The sequence below is a fragment of the Cytobacillus gottheilii genome (assembly GCF_018582665.1).
Classification (GTDB): Bacteria; Bacillota; Bacilli; order Bacillales; family Cytobacillaceae; genus Cytobacillus; species Cytobacillus gottheilii.
The window spans coordinates 2,579,893-2,596,073 of the sequence record NZ_CP071709.1; the positions used below are offsets into that span (position 1 = coordinate 2,579,893).

The 16,181-nt window shown below is 37.4% G+C and carries 18 protein-coding genes; 10 read left to right on the plus strand and 8 right to left on the minus strand.

Annotated elements, in window-relative coordinates:
* Positions 1-6: 6 nt before the first annotated feature.
* Positions 7-753 (minus strand): AAA family ATPase, encoded by a 747-nt coding sequence (locus J1899_RS12710; RefSeq protein WP_214474149.1) that lies wholly within the window; start codon positions 751-753, stop codon positions 7-9.
* Between the two features lie 180 nt (positions 754-933).
* Here J1899_RS12710 and J1899_RS12715 point away from each other — a divergent pair, with 180 nt between their 5' ends.
* From J1899_RS12715 to J1899_RS12730, 4 genes are all read left to right on the plus strand, one after another.
* Positions 934-1,992: an AbrB family transcriptional regulator gene (locus J1899_RS12715; protein ID WP_066444989.1), complete on the plus strand. Its 1,059-nt coding sequence runs from the start codon at positions 934-936 to the stop codon at positions 1,990-1,992.
* A gap of 283 nt (positions 1,993-2,275) precedes the next feature.
* Positions 2,276-3,151, plus strand: a complete 876-nt coding sequence (locus J1899_RS12720; protein ID WP_214474150.1) for a MerR family transcriptional regulator — start codon at positions 2,276-2,278, stop codon at positions 3,149-3,151.
* Positions 3,152-3,304: 153 nt separating this feature from the next.
* Entirely contained in the window at positions 3,305-3,460 is a 156-nt protein-coding gene (locus J1899_RS12725; protein ID WP_156495761.1) for a hypothetical protein, read from the plus strand.
* 11 nt (positions 3,461-3,471) lie between these two features.
* Entirely contained in the window at positions 3,472-3,714 is a 243-nt protein-coding gene (locus J1899_RS12730; protein WP_214474152.1) for an MBL fold metallo-hydrolase, read from the plus strand.
* Here the strand turns inward: J1899_RS12730 and speD are convergent.
* Positions 3,711-4,517: an adenosylmethionine decarboxylase gene (gene speD / locus J1899_RS12735; protein WP_066451569.1), complete on the minus strand. Its 807-nt coding sequence runs from the start codon at positions 4,515-4,517 to the stop codon at positions 3,711-3,713. The genes J1899_RS12730 and speD overlap by 4 nt on opposite strands.
* Before the next feature lie 203 nt (positions 4,518-4,720).
* Here speD and J1899_RS12740 point away from each other — a divergent pair, with 203 nt between their 5' ends.
* Positions 4,721-5,860, plus strand: coding sequence for a CAP domain-containing protein (locus J1899_RS12740; RefSeq protein WP_214474155.1), 1,140 nt, complete (start codon positions 4,721-4,723; stop codon positions 5,858-5,860).
* Between the two features lie 160 nt (positions 5,861-6,020).
* Here the strand turns inward: J1899_RS12740 and ltrA are convergent, their stop codons facing one another.
* Positions 6,021-7,280 (minus strand): group II intron reverse transcriptase/maturase, encoded by a 1,260-nt coding sequence (gene ltrA / locus J1899_RS12745; protein ID WP_214474158.1) that lies wholly within the window; start codon positions 7,278-7,280, stop codon positions 6,021-6,023.
* Positions 7,281-7,881: 601 nt separating this feature from the next.
* A complete protein-coding gene (locus J1899_RS12750) occupies positions 7,882-9,117 on the minus strand; it encodes a hemolysin family protein (RefSeq protein ID WP_066444979.1) in 1,236 nt (411 codons plus the stop codon).
* A gap of 321 nt (positions 9,118-9,438) precedes the next feature.
* Here J1899_RS12750 and J1899_RS12755 point away from each other — a divergent pair, with 321 nt between their 5' ends.
* Together J1899_RS12755 and J1899_RS12760 are read left to right on the plus strand one after the other, a co-directional pair.
* The gene (locus J1899_RS12755; protein WP_214474161.1) at positions 9,439-10,275 is read left to right on the plus strand and encodes an undecaprenyl-diphosphate phosphatase; all 837 of its coding nucleotides are present in this window, start codon (positions 9,439-9,441) and stop codon (positions 10,273-10,275) included.
* Between the two features lie 213 nt (positions 10,276-10,488).
* Positions 10,489-11,499 carry an LLM class flavin-dependent oxidoreductase gene (locus J1899_RS12760; RefSeq protein WP_214474164.1) on the plus strand — a complete coding sequence of 337 codons (1,011 nt, stop codon included), beginning with the start codon at positions 10,489-10,491 and terminating at the stop codon, positions 11,497-11,499.
* Between the two features lie 92 nt (positions 11,500-11,591).
* On the opposite strand, the gene J1899_RS12765 is transcribed toward J1899_RS12760, so the two are convergent.
* A complete protein-coding gene (locus J1899_RS12765; RefSeq protein ID WP_066444968.1) occupies positions 11,592-12,170 on the minus strand; it encodes a DUF1836 domain-containing protein in 579 nt (192 codons plus the stop codon).
* Between the two features lie 151 nt (positions 12,171-12,321).
* On the opposite strand from J1899_RS12765, the gene trhA reads away from it, so the two are divergent.
* A complete protein-coding gene (gene trhA / locus J1899_RS12770; protein ID WP_066444963.1) occupies positions 12,322-12,969 on the plus strand; it encodes a PAQR family membrane homeostasis protein TrhA in 648 nt (215 codons plus the stop codon).
* A 96-nt stretch (positions 12,970-13,065) separates the two neighbouring features.
* Here the strand turns inward: trhA and J1899_RS12775 are convergent, their stop codons facing one another.
* Positions 13,066-13,239 carry a hypothetical protein gene (locus J1899_RS12775; RefSeq protein WP_156495759.1) on the minus strand — a complete coding sequence of 58 codons (174 nt, stop codon included), beginning with the start codon at positions 13,237-13,239 and terminating at the stop codon, positions 13,066-13,068.
* Positions 13,240-13,432: 193 nt separating this feature from the next.
* Between J1899_RS12775 and J1899_RS12780 the strand changes: the two genes are divergently transcribed.
* Entirely contained in the window at positions 13,433-14,317 is an 885-nt protein-coding gene (locus J1899_RS12780) for an SDR family oxidoreductase (RefSeq protein WP_066451567.1), read from the plus strand.
* Positions 14,318-14,425: 108 nt separating this feature from the next.
* Here J1899_RS12780 and J1899_RS12785 read toward each other — a convergent pair whose 3' ends face one another.
* Complete coding sequence (locus tag J1899_RS12785) at positions 14,426-15,322, minus strand: TetR/AcrR family transcriptional regulator (RefSeq protein WP_066444960.1); 897 nt, start codon at positions 15,320-15,322, stop codon at positions 14,426-14,428.
* Between the two features lie 118 nt (positions 15,323-15,440).
* The gene (locus J1899_RS12790) at positions 15,441-15,701 is read right to left on the minus strand and encodes a hypothetical protein (protein ID WP_214474167.1); all 261 of its coding nucleotides are present in this window, start codon (positions 15,699-15,701) and stop codon (positions 15,441-15,443) included.
* Positions 15,702-15,958: 257 nt separating this feature from the next.
* Between J1899_RS12790 and J1899_RS12795 the strand changes: the two genes are divergently transcribed.
* Positions 15,959-16,126 (plus strand): hypothetical protein, encoded by a 168-nt coding sequence (locus tag J1899_RS12795; protein WP_214474171.1) that lies wholly within the window; start codon positions 15,959-15,961, stop codon positions 16,124-16,126.
* Positions 16,127-16,181 lie beyond the last annotated feature (55 nt).

Below are 16,181 nucleotides of genomic sequence, written 5' to 3' on the forward strand. Positions count from 1 at the left end.
TAAAATTTACATATCTTCACCATTTTCTTCTTTAAACAGCTCAAGTAAAAAGCGATCGCGATTATCCAAGAAATACTTTGTTATTTGAAAATGATCGGTATCTTCATAGGCAACCTTCCTAATTTCCCCGTCATCAAAACTAAAAATATCTGCATCTGGATAACCCAGAAGAATGGGTGAATGTGTTGCAATGATAAATTGACAATCTTCTGTTTTCGTTAAATCATGAATGATTCGCAAAAATGCCAGCTGCCTTGCAGGTGATAAAGCGGCCTCTGGTTCGTCTAACAAATAGAGTGCCTCTCCATTGAAACGATGCTGGAATAAGGTTAAGAACGATTCACCATGTGATTGATGATGAAGAGATTTCCCCCCATATTGGTTATATATCATTGGATGCTCTTTTGCTAACTGATCAATATGTGAAGCAAACTGATAAAAAGATTCAGCACGCAAAAAAAATCCATTGGTCGCTTTAGGCATCCAAGACAAACGAATATTCTCCCCAAGTGCAGATTCAGCTTGATCGACATCAAATAAATTATTTCTGCCTCCGCCCGCTGTGTTAAATTCACATTTATCTGCAATAGCTTCAAGAAGTGTCGATTTACCTGATCCATTCTCACCAACGAAAAAAGTAACTCTTTTCTCTAACTGCAGTTCTTTGAAGTTTTTTATGGATGGAATCGTAAATGGATATTTACTTAAATCATCATCTGCTCCAAAAAGCAGTGAAACCCGCTTTAAAAACATTATCCTATTCTCCCCCCGCTTAAAATAATCGTTCTCAGTATGAATGTTCATCTAATTATTCTCTATGTACCATTTCATTATATCAATGATGGCAGGGAATGAAGCAAGTAAAGCGGCAATATGTTAAAATAGTAACATATTTTTCGAGACTTGAAATAAATGTAGGTAAGAAGGTTTGTTATGAATAGCATTAAGAGCAAAAATATCATTTTAACACTAAGCTTAGCTGTCCTGGGAGCTCTGCTCTTCTCATTTATTGGCATACCTGTTCCATGGCTGCTTGGTCCTTTAGCTGCCACTTTGCTCTTTTCTTCTTTTAGTAAGGTAACTCCTGTTTTTCCAGCGAAGTTTCGGGATATTAGCATCATGATTATCGGCTATTCAATGGGGCTTTCGTTTACTAAGGAGAGTATGATCCAGATGGGGACCAGCTTGCCGTATATGCTGACATTCACGGTTGTTTTGATCCTTTTTTGCGGCTTTACTGCCAAACTCATCTCAAAAATGACCGGGATTGATTATCCTTCTATTTTAGTTGGAAGCATACCGGGAGGCTTATCGCAAATACTCGTATTTGCTGAAGAGGTAAAGGGTATTGATCTTACAGTAGTCACCTTTTTACAAGTAACAAGAGTGATCATGATCGTTGTTACTGTCCCTTTCCTGCTCTTTGGGCCATTATTTCACCAAAATGCTGCTGAAAGCTATTCTGCTTTAAGCTCCAGTGGAATGGATAACTATTTACCCTTGCTTATATACATTCCTGCAGCGATTCTTTTTACACTTTTAGGCAAGCGAATAAAATCCCCAACCCCTTATTTGCTTGGTCCTCTTGCAGCAACCGCCTTATTAGGATTAACCGGTCTCGAAGGCCCTAGTATTCCTGCGATTGTTTTAGATCTCGCTCAGCTTTCAATCGGCTGTTATGTGGGCATGCTAATGAAGCCGAAACATTTAGAAAATAAGCGGAAAATTTTTATTCTGGCAATCATCAGCAGTATCGTGCTTATTGGCGGCTCTTTATTAATGAGTTTTGGATTAAGGCAAATCCTGCCGCTCTCTGCACCAACAAGCTTTCTAAGCCTTGCACCAGGCGGGATGGACCAGATGGCGATCATGGCACATGAAGTCAACGCAGATCTTTCAACAGTAACAAGCTATCAGCTCTTTCGCATATTTTTTATATACTTTATTATTCCGCCTTTTTTGAAGTGGTTGTTTCGAAGGCTGTCACAGTGACGCCCCGGAATTCCTCGTATTTTGTCGAATATCCACGCTCTTTGTTGGATGCAAATTAAGCTGCCGATTATGGCAGCTTTTTTCGTTTGTTTCGGACACTGAATTCCTTTTTTCACCAGTTTTTCGTTCTTCTTGCTGAATTTCGTCTTGTTTTTAGAGGTTTTGTCGTCATGCAGGAAAAAGACAATAGAGTTGCTGAATAAGTTAACGTATAAAACGGGAATTCGGAATCAGGTTCCGAATCATTCATACTATCTATCTAACATTGAAAGGGCGAAAACCTATGACTAACCAATTTACTAAAGCATATACGATTAATGAGGTTTCAAAACAAATTGGAGTACCTGCTGGTACACTAAGACAGTGGGAAAAAGACCTAAAAGGGTTATTACAGATTCCCCGCTCCAAAAATGGGGCACGGTTTTATACCGATCATGAAATAAAACTGCTGACGAAAATTAAAGAAATGCGTGATAATAATTTGAGTCAAAAAATGATCCATCAGCTGTTACACGCCCACCTTCAGCTCGAAGCAAGCAAATCAGATGAAATAAAAGAGTCTGAAAATCAAATAACAGCCATTGAAGAATTTAAAACAGAACTATTAAGTGAAATAAAAAACGAAATCGTCATGAGTATCCGCAAGGAAGTGGTTGATGAGGTCAAAAGAGAAATTTCAAAAGGCGCTCTTTATACGGTAAAAAACCTCTCAGATTCCATTTATAAATCCAGTGAAAAAACGAAGGCTGAGATCCATTCTCTCTCCGATCGAATTCAGCAGTCTTCGGAACAAACCTCCGAAGTAGTCGGAACGTTGTCTAAACGGGTTTCGAGAGCTTCGAAACGTCATTCCGAACACTTTCATGCATTGACAAAAAGAATATCTGAATCATCCGAAGCCTCCTCTGAGGAATTTAAAACAATGATTCACTATATATCCAGTTCAGCTGAAGTGACGAGCGGTGAAATGAGCACATTAATTGAAACATTAAATGCAGATCGGGAAATATACATAGAGTCAATCCAAAAAGAACGAGAAATGTACTGGCAGCAAGTTCGTGAAAGAGAAGATCGTTTTCAAAACTTCATTGAATCTTTTCGAAAAACTGCTGCAGCTGAAGAAGCTCCTCAAAAAAATTGGTGGCAATTTTGGAAATAACCGTTACTCTTACATGTTTTAGCGAAAAAAGGGTAATTGCTAATAATATACAATCCCTTTTGCACGGGTTTCATCAAAAAATTTTAAAGTGCTGGTTTGTATCGCTGGCTGTTCACACAATAGGATTAATTCAGAATGGGAAGGTGATCGCAAATGTCCACACAAAAAAAATCAGCTGATAAATATTCTTCTAAGCAAAAAGATCGTTTTCAGCTGGATGAGCTGCAGAAGAAAATGGACGCGGTTAAAATGAAGCTTGAGCAGCTTGAATATAAAATTAACGAATTAATGTCAAATGATATTAAATAGCTGTAAACCAAATGGGTGTAGTCCAAGTTGAAACAGCCTTTGATCAGTTCGCGGATCGTGATCGAGATTATAGCATGCTCATTGACGCAGGTGACTTCACAGGAGACGAAGTAATAGAATATCTGCAAATCCTGAGTATGAATATGATTGATATCGTTATTTACACACATCCGGATACAGACCATATCGGACAAATGGCAATAGGAATAAAATCAAAAAAAACGAGCGGTCCAATCTGGACCGTTCGTTTTTAAAGTATATTTTTTCCATAGAATATCTCATCCATCTCTGTCTGCAGACGTTCTGTAATTTCTTTTTCTTCTTGGTCAGTAAGTTTGTCCTTAGTATATCCGAATAAATAATTGTTCAAGTCGAAATCTCTAATCTTACATTTTGTATGAAAGGTGTGCGCTTGATATATATTTACATCGATCATATCAAATTCTTCTTTAACTTCTTCAGGGATATAGTTTTGGATCGAGCTAATATCATGATCAATATATAGCTTCTGACCATCCTTATCCCTAGTAAACCCACGCACTCGATAGTCAATCGTCATAATATCTGTATCAAAGGAATGAATTAAAAAGTTTAAAGCCTTCAATGGAGAAATTTCTCCGCACGTTGATACATCGATATCTGCCCGGAAGGTACTAATTCCTTCATCAGGGTGATATTCAGGATATGTATGAACCGTAATATGACTTTTATCAAGCTGCATGACAACAGAATCTGGCAGCGGCCCAGGGGACTCGTCAAAAGATTCAGTTGGAACCTCTACAACCGGCCCTTCTGAAACTAGTACTGTCACACTAGCTCCCTGTGGAACATAATCCTGCTGAGCAACATTTAGCACATGTGCACCGATAATATCGGATACAGTTTTTAAAATATAGGTTAATCTTTCTGCATTATATTGCTCATCAATATATTCAATGTATGCTTCTCTTTCCTCTTTGGTTTTCGTATAACAAATATCATACATGTTGAAGCTTAATGATTTTGTTAAATTATTAAATCCATGCAATTCAATTCTTTGTTCTGGTGTCAGTTTCATTTTATCCCTCTCTTCATTCATAACAGGTTTCTTCTTTCTCTTATGTTACCCATTTAAATGCTGAAAAAACAAAAGGTTCATGACTGTGTTTTAAATTCTTTCGATTAAGGGTAAAAAAGGAAGGAGGAAAAACGTCTAAATCCTCTTGTATAACGACAATTTACATGATGTAATGAATTAATCATTTCTAAGCAGGTGAACAAGTGCGTAAATTAATTCTATTAACTATTTTTGTTGCTGTTTTGTATACAGCTTGGCCGACACTCACAAATGAATCTGAGCAACAAGCAGATGCCTCTGTTCTGGAAAATCTAAAGAATGATTTCTTTGCATTAAAAGAAAATGAAGAAGTCTCCTCGTTTTTCAGTTCATTCTTACAAAATGCAGAGGATCTCTTCAGCGATATTGTTGCTTCACTCAAGGACATCTCCGATCAAGAACAGGAGCAAGAAGCACTGCCAGTTGATAAACCCGATCTAAACGCACCAGATGCTGAAGCTTTTTCGATCCTGAATCTAGAGATCGGTGATTCCCGATCACAAATTGAAAATAATTTGGGCAAACCACAGCGGACGACAACAAACGAGTATGGTCAAGAATGGCACACCTACCATGACAATTACCACAACTTTGTAATGGTTACTTATCTGGATGATGCCGCTGCAGGATTATACTCAAACCAAGATGTCATCTCTTCAACCTATGACATTGCATTTGGTACTGCGGAAAAAGAGGTTCTTGAACAGTTAGGAACTCCATTATCGAAAATAAGAAAAGGTTTTACCTACTATCAATTTGAGGAAAACCGTGACTATGATATTTTTGAATTAAATGACAGCTATGTTACCGTTTTTTATGATCAGCATAATGATGATAAGGTTAAAGCACTGCAAATCATTAGTCATTCTCTCGAATCTGAAAAGGACGGCTTTTATGGTGAACCGAATGAAGAATTAATGGTTGGTTTTGAATATCAGTTGTTTGATATCACGAATGCAGAAAGAGTGAGCAGAGGAATTAATGCACTAACATGGGATGACCATGTAAAAGAAACAGCTCGTAAACATAGTGATGATATGGCCGAGAATAATTATTTTGACCATAACAATTTAGAAGGGCAATCTCCATTTGATCGAATGAAAGAGGATCAACTTGTCTTCCGGATTGCTGGTGAAAATCTTGCATCAGGTCAATTCAGCAGCATATTTGCACATGAAGGGTTAATGAACTCACTAGGACATAGAGAGAATATCCTTCGTGAAGATTATGAATATCTAGGTGTAGGAGTATCTTTTAATGAGAATCTTCAACCGTATTACACAGAAAACTTCTATACGGATTAACTTAAAATGTTGTTTCAGTTTGGAGGAATTCTTTAGAGAATTCCTCCTTTTATATGGGAATGAATTTCCGATCAAACCCAACAGCAAACGAGTAGGAGGGAGCGATTAACTCCCGACCTCTCACACCACCGTACGTACGGTTCCGTATACGGCGGTTCAATTAAGATGAGTAACGCAAAATTTCATAACGAACTTGCAGACTTTTCAGCCCTTGGCTTTCCCAATAGGAATTGCCGAGGGTTCTGTGTAATATGGGGCTTTTCGAAATACGCCAGTACCCTTTTCGGGTGTTTCCCCACTCGTATGCTTTTCCATATGGCACTTTCAGCCGAGTAAGATTTCTGACCCTTGTTTGAGGTTTCTTCCAATCCTTCCATAGACACATCCTTAATCTTCTTTTAATCCAGCTATCTAATGATTTAAATGTGGAATTTGTATCTGCTAAGGCAAAATAACCGCACCATCCCATTAGATATTGGTTTAACTTCATGATTCTGTATTCCATGGAATATGGCATCTTCCTTGAAGTAATTTCTCGTATTTTCTTCTTCATTCGAACTAGACTTGTTTTCGCAAGACGAACCTTTGGTTCTTTGTGATTCGTGAAACTAAAACCTAAGAACTTTCGATTCCAAGGGCGGTCTACTGCTGATTTCTTTTCGTTTACTTTTAAACGAAGTTTTCCTTCGATAAATCTTTGTACACTCGCCATTACTCTTAGCCCCGCACGTTCTGTTTTCACATAAATATTGCAGTCATCTGCGTATCGAACGAACTTATGTCCACGTTTCTCCAACTCTCTATCAAGTTCATCAAGAACTATGTTTGAAAGTAAAGGACTTAAAGGTCCACCTTGTGGTGTTCCTTCTTCTGTACTTGAAACCACTCCATTGATCATGACACCAGCTTGGAGGTATTTACGAATAAGTTTTAATAATGGTTTATTTGAAATTCGTTCCGCTAATGTCGCCATTAGTCGGTCATGATTGACCTTATCGAAGAATTTCTCTAAATCCATATCAATCACCCATCGATAACCTTCCTTCAAATAACCCTTTGCTTTCCGAACCGCGTCATGGGCGCTCCGATTTGGACGGAATCCATAACTGTGGTCCGAAAATGTTTTGTCATATTCCTTCGATAAAATCTGCGAGATAGCTTGTTGAATCAAACGGTCTGTCACGGTTGGGATCCCTAGTAAACGCACACCACCATCTGGTTTCGGGATTTCGACTCGACGTACTGGTTGCGGTTCATAAGTTCCCTTCAAAATCTGCGATTTAATGGTTTCCCAATTTTCGAGGATGTGCTGTCGTAGGGTTTGTACGGGCATCATGTCTACTCCATGGCTTCCTTTATTCGCTTCTACTCGCTTTAGCGCTTGTATCATATTTGGCCGTTCCAGAATTTGATCCAACATCGCCATTTCGTTCCTTTCCGTGATTAGCTTATCTTCTTATGCCCACCTGAACTCCACCCTCCGCAAATACCCTCGTGGAATTCACCACTACTTTCTAAGCGTGAGGTTCTGCTGTTTTCTGTGTTTATTCGTTCTAGGTGGAAAGCCAAGGGCTAATCTCTCTTAATTGTTCAGTCCTTCCGAGTAATTCTAGACTTACTCGTACTATGACCTCTGCTGACTTCTGACAGTTCAGCTACTTGTCACCAAGTAGGTTATGAAGGGAACTTCACGTTTCTGTCAGACCTCCCCGGGTAAGCGCATGCACTTTCACACCATCTGTCCGCCTCATTTACTGAATATGACCTTCGACAGAAAGAACTTTGTTTTGTTATGCAAACTCATTCAATCATACCTAGCCTTATATGAGATTCGTGTTCCTCGGACCGGTGTTTTGCCTCCAGCTTCCTTCAGATTCCGCGTCACCACGGACACCCTTGCTTTTAGCTAACCTCTACTTCTGTCTTCGAGGTTCGGGACTTACACCCTATAGTTCATGCGCATGCCGGGCGCACACAAAAAAAAAGAGACAGCTATTATATAAACAGCTGCTCTTTTAGGTTTATTTTGCCGGTACCTTCTTTTCAATCTTAACCTGGTCAATTCGATTATCTATAACAGTTAAAATTTCAAACTCCAAGTGCTGATAATCGAACTTCTCACCTTCTTCGGGAAAATAACCTAGTTCTTTCAGCAAGAAACCTGCTAGGATGTCCTCGTCTTCTGGAATTCTGCTTTTAAACACATCATTAATGCGTCTAATCGCCAATTTGGCATTACAGATAATATGAGTATCTGTTAATTCATCAATCAAAATAGTTGCATCTTCATCCGTTTCATCTTCGATTTCCTGTCCAAGCATCGCTTCAATTATATCCTCATGGCTGATAATTCCGCGGGTACCGCCGTATTCATCCAACACAATCGCCATATGCTTACGCTCTTTTGTCATCAGTTTAAATACTTTTTCAATCGAGTGGAATTCATAAACAAAAAGCGGTTCATTATCTGTATAGTCATGAAGTGTTTTGCCGTCCTCTACAGACCAGGACAATAAATATTTTGAATGAAACACACCGATAATATTATCCATATTTTCTTTATAAACGGGATATCTTGTGTAATGATTGTTTAGCACAATATCCCGGGCTGAATCAAACTCTGAATCATATGGTATGCCTATGATATCCATCCTGGGAGTTTTAAGAGCGTCTCTTACATCCAGACTGTAAAAATCAATAACCCCTTTAATGGTTTGTGTTTCTTCGTTCTTAAAGGTCCCTTCTACAGTTGCAATGTCTACCATTGTGATCAAATCTTCTCTTGAAACTGAAACTGCATCAGGATCTTCTTTTGAAACTAACCTTATCACCATTCTTGTGAATCTTGAAAGCAAGAATGTCAAAGGTTTTAAGACAATCATTAAGATTCTGATTACTGGATATACAATAAAAGCAACTCGGTCTGCCAGAGATGCAGCAATCGACTTTGGCAGAACTTCAGCAAAAATAATAAGCGCAACTGTTAGAATCCCTGTTGCAATTCCGACATTAAAATTATATTCAATTGCAATGACAGTAACTAAAGTCGGAAGCATAATATTGGCAATATTATTACCAATAAGAATTGCTGTAATAAGCTCATCTGGCTTAGACACTGTCTCGAGCAGCTTTGCAGCTTTCGTATCATTATTTTCAGCACGTGTTTTTAATTTCATTTTGTTGACTGCGGTTAATGCGGTTTCACTTCCGGATAAGAAGAAAGACATTAACATGAAAAATATTATTGCAATAACCAAGAACTCTTCCCCATTTCAATCAATTTTATTGTTTGTTACCCTTCTTTTTTAATATAATAACCTTTTTCTTTCACCAATTTCCAATAATTACACTGCAAAGTACTGTTATTCAACAGTACACTATGTGATATATTCCTACTATATTTTATTCTTACCTTTAAAAAACAAAATACTCATTCCTTCTTTATCACTGCAGTTTACATATCATCCCATTCATCAAAAAAAATATTATTTAAAAAAACTTTATAATGTTGAAGGGAATTAGGCAGCTTTCTTCGTCTATAAATGTGGCAAGAATCATTATAAAAGGAGCAAAGAAAAATGGAATTTGATTTATTAACAATCTTAAAAGCAATTATCTTAGGAATTGTAGAAGGTTTAACAGAATTTGCACCTGTCTCTTCAACAGGACATATGATCATCGTGGATGATATGTGGCTGCAGACTGAATCTTTTTTATCAAAATATACGGCCAATACCTTTAAAGTGGTCATTCAGTTAGGTTCGATTTTAGCAGTTATTATTATTTTTAAAGATCGTTTTATTGATATGCTTGGATTATCAAAGAAAAAAGCGGAAGCAGCGGCAGACCGTAATCGACTAAGGCTCTCTACAGTGATTGTTGGTTTAATACCGGCTGGAATATTAGGGGTTTTATTTGAGGATTATATTGATGAGCATTTGTTTACAACAAAGACGGTTGTAATTGGTCTGATTATTGGGGCATTATTTATGATTGCTGCTGATTTATTATCATCTAAAAAGCCAAAGGTTAACACAGTTGAGGAGATTACATATAAACAGGCCTTCTCGATTGGTCTAATACAGTGTTTTTCACTATGGCCTGGTTTTTCACGTTCTGGTTCTACCATTTCAGGCGGTGTAATATTGGGATTAAGCCATCGTGCTGCAGCTGATTTTACCTTTATAATGGCCGTGCCCATTATGGCTGGTGCAAGCTTTTTATCCCTGTTAAAAAATTGGCAGTACTTTACCATTGATGCTCTGCCCTTTTTTATTGCTGGCTTCATTAGTGCCTTTCTTTTTGCACTGTTATCCATTAAATTCTTTTTGAAGCTCATTAACAAAATTAAACTGATTCCATTCGCTATTTATCGTATTGTTTTAGCATTGGTTATTTACTTTATTTTTCTCTAAGCCAGAACATGTTTTCTATTAGATCTCGTATTAATACCGTTTTGAATGTAACCAATATTCCAGCACTCTCAGACAGCTAGTATTTAGGAGTACTTGTAAGCTAAAAAAGATATTTTATGTATCTCCTCCCTATTAAGCATTTTTTTTGGTCATAGCGTACACAATTGTTAGAATGTATGTACCTACAATAATTCAGAAAGAAGCTGAGAGCAGATGACAAACGTAAAATATTCTGTATTGGATTTAGCGCCTGTCGTTGAAAATAGTACAGTCCAAGACTCCTTAATGAATACATTAGACTTAGCACAGCATGCAGAAAAATGGGGTTATGAGCGCTTCTGGCTAGCTGAACATCATAATATGCCAGGCATCGCAAGTTCTGCAACATCTGTCGTAATTGGCCATGTTGCTGCTGGAACTTCAACTATTAGAGTAGGATCCGGCGGAATTATGCTGCCCAATCATGCTCCATTAGTCATTGCAGAACAATTTGGTACACTAGAGTCACTTTTCCCCAATCGAATTGATCTTGGATTAGGCCGTGCGCCGGGTACAGACCAGGTAACGGCAATGGCTTTAAGACGGGATCGCCGCAGCGATGGGAATGACTTTCCTGAACAGCTGGAGGAATTGAGAGCCTATTTTGATCCTTCTTTAAGTGAACATACTCCGGCAGTACATGCCGTCCCTGGTGAAGGACTTTCCATACCAATTTGGCTGCTCGGATCAAGCGGTTTTAGTGCTCAGCTTGCGGGTCAGCTAGGATTGCCTTTCTCGTTTGCAAGCCATTTTTCACCTGAGAATACAATACCGGCTATTAATTTATACAGAAGAAGCTTTACTCCATCCTCTGTTTTAAGTGAACCTTATGTGATGGTTGGTGTGAATGTTATTGCAGCAGACGAAGAACAACAGGCTAAAAGAATAGCTACATCTATGCAGCAATCTTTTCTTGGTTTAATTCGAAATGAACGCGGAAAATTAAGAGCACCAATCGATGAGATTGAAACTGTTTGCACGCCTTATGAAAAGGCTATTCTTGATAAGCAGTTAGGTGGCTCAATTGTTGGTGATGCTTCTACTGTTGAAGAAAAATTAACTGCATTTATTGCAGAAACTGGCGCTGATGAGATTATTGTCAATGCACAAATCTTTGATCATACAGACCGATTGCGTTCCTATGAGATCGTTTCAGAAGTAATGAAGCAGCACAACGCAAAATAAATTTGCAAACAAAAAGGCTATTCCAGTTCTGTTATGGACTGGAATAGCCTTTTTCATTATCTGAGACGGTGTATATGTAAGTTTATAACGATTTACTTTTCTTGTTTGGAGGATAATTCATCTACTAATCTTTCAGCCAATCGTCTATAAAGGTTACTCATTTGTACAATTGATGTGATGAGAAGAATTTGCTGCAGCTCTTCCTCACTTTCATGACAAGAGTGCGCTATTTGATCACGAGCTTCTTCCTGCTTTAATTCCGCATGACTTTGAAAATCGGTAATGTTTTGATTAAAGATTTTGAGGTAACTATTATAAAAGCCTTCTAATTCGAAATCTGAATCGTCTTCTCTTTTATTTAAGCCATCCAGCGTTGTTTTAATATCATTAATGGATAATCCACCTTTTAATTGATAGATTAAGCTGATCAAGATGATATGTTCCTTGGAATATTTCTTGTTTTTTACTGGAAAAAACAACTTTCCCTTAGCATAATTATTAATCATCGTTTTTGTTAGGACTTTCTCATCTTCATTGCGTTTAGCTTCTGCATATTTATTTTCAAAGAGCTGAATGACCTGATCCATATATAAATCGATCTGCGGAATTTCCTCTAATGATATATACTTCTCCAGCGCCATCTTCCTTACTATCTCATTCATTTCCTTCATTTGTTTAACCCTCTATTTCGATGTATTATATCGTTCATATTACTTTAAATTTTTCAGTATGTAAATGTTGACTACATATCAAAATACGTATATCATTATATGTAGTTATCGATACTACATATAATTGTTTTAAAAGAAGGAGGATGCAAAAATGACATCTTATATTCGTGAACCTATTAACGGACTTACCCACCTTGCCGGTGCAATCCTTTCTTTTATTGCCTTAATCGCTATGGTAATAAAAGCATCAATGACAACTACTTCAGCAATTGCTATTACTGCTGTCATCATTTTTGGAATTAGTATGATTTTGCTGTATTCCGCTTCAGCGACCTATCATATGGTCATCGCAAAAGACCGAGTGATCGCTTTTCTTAGAAGACTGGATCATTCTATGATCTTCGTATTAATTGCCGGCTCCTATACTCCTTTTTGTTTAATTAGTTTAAACGGAGTTACCGGATGGGTGCTGTTTACGATTGTATCCGTTATTGCCGTATTGGGTATTGTCTTTAAAATGGTTTGGTTTAATTGCCCGCGCTGGTTATCGACTGCCCTTTATATTGGTATGGGATGGATCATTATTTTTGCGTTTGCACCTTTAAGTGAAACGTTAAGCACAGCGGGTGTTTTCCTATTAATCTTTGGTGGTGTATTATACACGATTGGCGGAGTCATTTATGCCGTTAAGCCCAAATTCCTAGAGTTTAAACATTTAGGTTTTCATGAGATCTTTCACATTTTTATTATGCTTGGAACAACCGCTCATTTCTTAAGCGTGTTTATGTACGTTTTGTAAAGTATTAGATCTTCTCCATATGTTTCGTAAATATAAAAGAGGGAATCCAGCAGCCTTGGATTCCCTTTTTCGTTTCCTAAATTGATAAATATAATCTTAAATCTTTGTAAAATATGGTTCATATCTTGGATTTGCATAGAAAGGCGGTCTTGGGCCAATCATGGCCAGGTTAAATGGCGTCTCATTATCAGCATAAAAAACTTCCTCTTTTTCATTTGATTCGTCGATCAGTAAGTATTTCACTTCTAAATTCACATAATAAGGCAACATCCTTCACATCTCCTCTCTTACATCCAGTCTTGAGCACTATATGCAAATCCACCTATTATTGAGCAAGTCTCCTTTACTGCAACACATAGGCACAAATTAGGCATATGCATCATAAGTTAATCTGACTGCAGGAAAAGGAGGCTTTACCGTGCCTAATAACGATTATGAAAAACTAGGTAAGCAAGACTACCCTATGTATCCGAATTTCGGAAAAATTACAAGATATGAGGAAGTACCGCTCGCAGTACCAGAGCAGCGTCAATACCGGCAGCCTGGTGAAGAAGGCTTAATGGTGCCAAAACCGATCATTGAAAATCCAAATTATACTGGAAGCGGAAAACTTAACGGTAAAACAGCTTTAATCACTGGCGGAGACAGCGGAATGGGAGCAGCCGCAGCCATTGCGTTTGCTAAAGAAGGTGCTGACGTTGCAATCGCCTACTTGGATGAACATGATGACGCTAATCGAACGAAAAGACGAATTGAGGCGATTGGCAAACGCTGTCTACTATTGCCGGGTGATCTGCGAGAAAAACAACAATGCATAAAAATTGTAGAAGATACGGTAGCCGAGTTCGGGAAGCTGGATATTTTATGCAATCATGTCGGCATTCAATTTCATCAAAATAGCTTAATGGATATCAGCGATGAACAGTTTGATGATACATTTAAAGTGAATATTTATTCTCATTTTTATACGACTCGTGCAGCACTGAAATACTTAAAGGCAGGAAGTACTATTATCAATACAGCCTCCATTGTAGCTTATGAAGGCAATGATTTGCTGATTGATTATACAGCTACAAAAGCAGCCAATGTGGGATTTACCCGTGCACTGGCGAATAACTTAGTAAAGGAAGGCATTCGTGTTAATGCACTGGCTCCGGGTAAGGTATGGACACCACTCATCCCATCTAGTTTTTCGGCTGATCAAGTAGCACTGGCTGGAAATCCAATGAACAGAATGGGTCAGCCATTTGAACTAGCTCCTGCATTTGTTTTTCTAGCCTCTGATGATTCCCGCTTTATGACGGGGCAAACCTTGCATGTGAACGGCGGACAATGGACTTCCTCCTAAAAAGGACAAATAAATATAATAAAAAAACCAGCACAACATCTGCTGGTTTTTTTATGTATTCTATGAAGGATTATAATCATTGAATACGTAATCAATGTGTAGTTCAAGTCAATGAATATTCTGCCTGATGACATCCATATATCTTTGAAAATAAACATTCTGCGCTATTACCTCATTAGCCGATATTGAATCCAGTGCACTTTCAATTACAAAATGCCTTACCTTCTTTACTTCAAATAATTCCTCTTTAATAAATTCAATCAGCTCTGTCAGCCGATCCTTTTCTTCAGCACTAAAATGGGAATTATGGATAATATTTTGAAGCTGTGCATGAAGCAAATCAATACGTTCATTTAGTTCCAGCTCTTCCTGTGAATGTGTCGGCAGCCATTTATTTATAATCGCAGGATCCAGCAGCTGTGCTTCATGAAGTGATACTTCCTCGACCATATATAAGATTCGATTCACACTATATTCGATTACTTTTTCAATATGGTCGTTATCTGCTTCTTCATCTAATCTGTTATATTGAATATTTTGATGGACTATTCCTAAAAACATGACTGCACAATCAAGTAAATATGGCTTTTTATCTTCGCCGCAAATATCACTGAATCGTTTCATTAACCAGCGTATCTCCATTACTTGGCGATGCTTAATAAAACGGACAAGATCGGCATCCTTACTTGCAAATATTTCACGATATAAATTCAAGAGCTTATTTCGTTTATTATTCTTCATTTGAATAACCACTTGCTTGCAAAATACCTCTTTATTCTTCAAATCCTCTCCTATAAGCATGGCACTTCGTTCGTCTTCAAGTTTTTCATGAAGCCATTTTATAATCTCAATTAATAATTCGCTTTTAGAGGAAAAATAATTATAAAAAGTACCTTTAGAAATCCTGCTGCTTTCTAATATTTCTTGTATAGAAGTTGCTTGAAAGCCTTTTTCAATAAAGAGATGATGAGCTATATCCATAACATGAAGCTTTCTCTTATTCAAAAAACATCACCTTTTCAACGAAATTCATACCCTTTATTTTACCGCAGTGAGAGACTATTGCACAAACAAAAATTTATGAAGCTAATATAAAGAAAACCTAAGCTTTAGGCAGCATAGGTTAACTGAATGAACTAAAAATAAAAGCTATGAGGACTGAAAAAAATATGACGATCAAAATCATGATCATAGCGAAGATGATAATAAGAATCCAGCCAATCACCTTTTTTCCTGTCTGTACAAAATAAATACCTAAAGCCAATATTCCGAAGAAAAAGCCAAATATCCCCCATAAAACAGGACTTTTCCCGTATTTTGGCGCGTTAAGAGCTAGAAAGATAGCGATTGCTACATGCCCTAAAAAAGATATTAAAATTTCCATATATAAAAACTCCTCTTTGTATAACAAACCATTATAAATATTATACAAGGACTTTTCACTATATGACAATAATATTCAGTATCCCTATTCAAATCTTCGTACCCTTTAAGCAGAACAGGAGCAGAAAGTAGTAAATTTATTAGAGAAAAATTCCTAATTTTGTTACACACTAGGTAAAGAATATAAATATAATAAAAAAACACACTGAGCAGAAGGATGCATAGCCTCTTTTGTTCAATTATGAAAGGAGATGCATGATGGATCAATTCATTTATTCACATTTAGATGAGCAGAAAGGGGCCTCCACTGCACAAACTGGAAGCTATTCAATCTCAACAGAAGAAGGTATTGAACGCCAAACACCGAAGCTGGCGATGAAAGAGCCAGAATTTAATATAAACGGTACAGCTCTTAACAGTATATAAATGACAAAATGAACTAGTTGTAAAGTTTGTCCAATTTAAAACATATATATCAAAT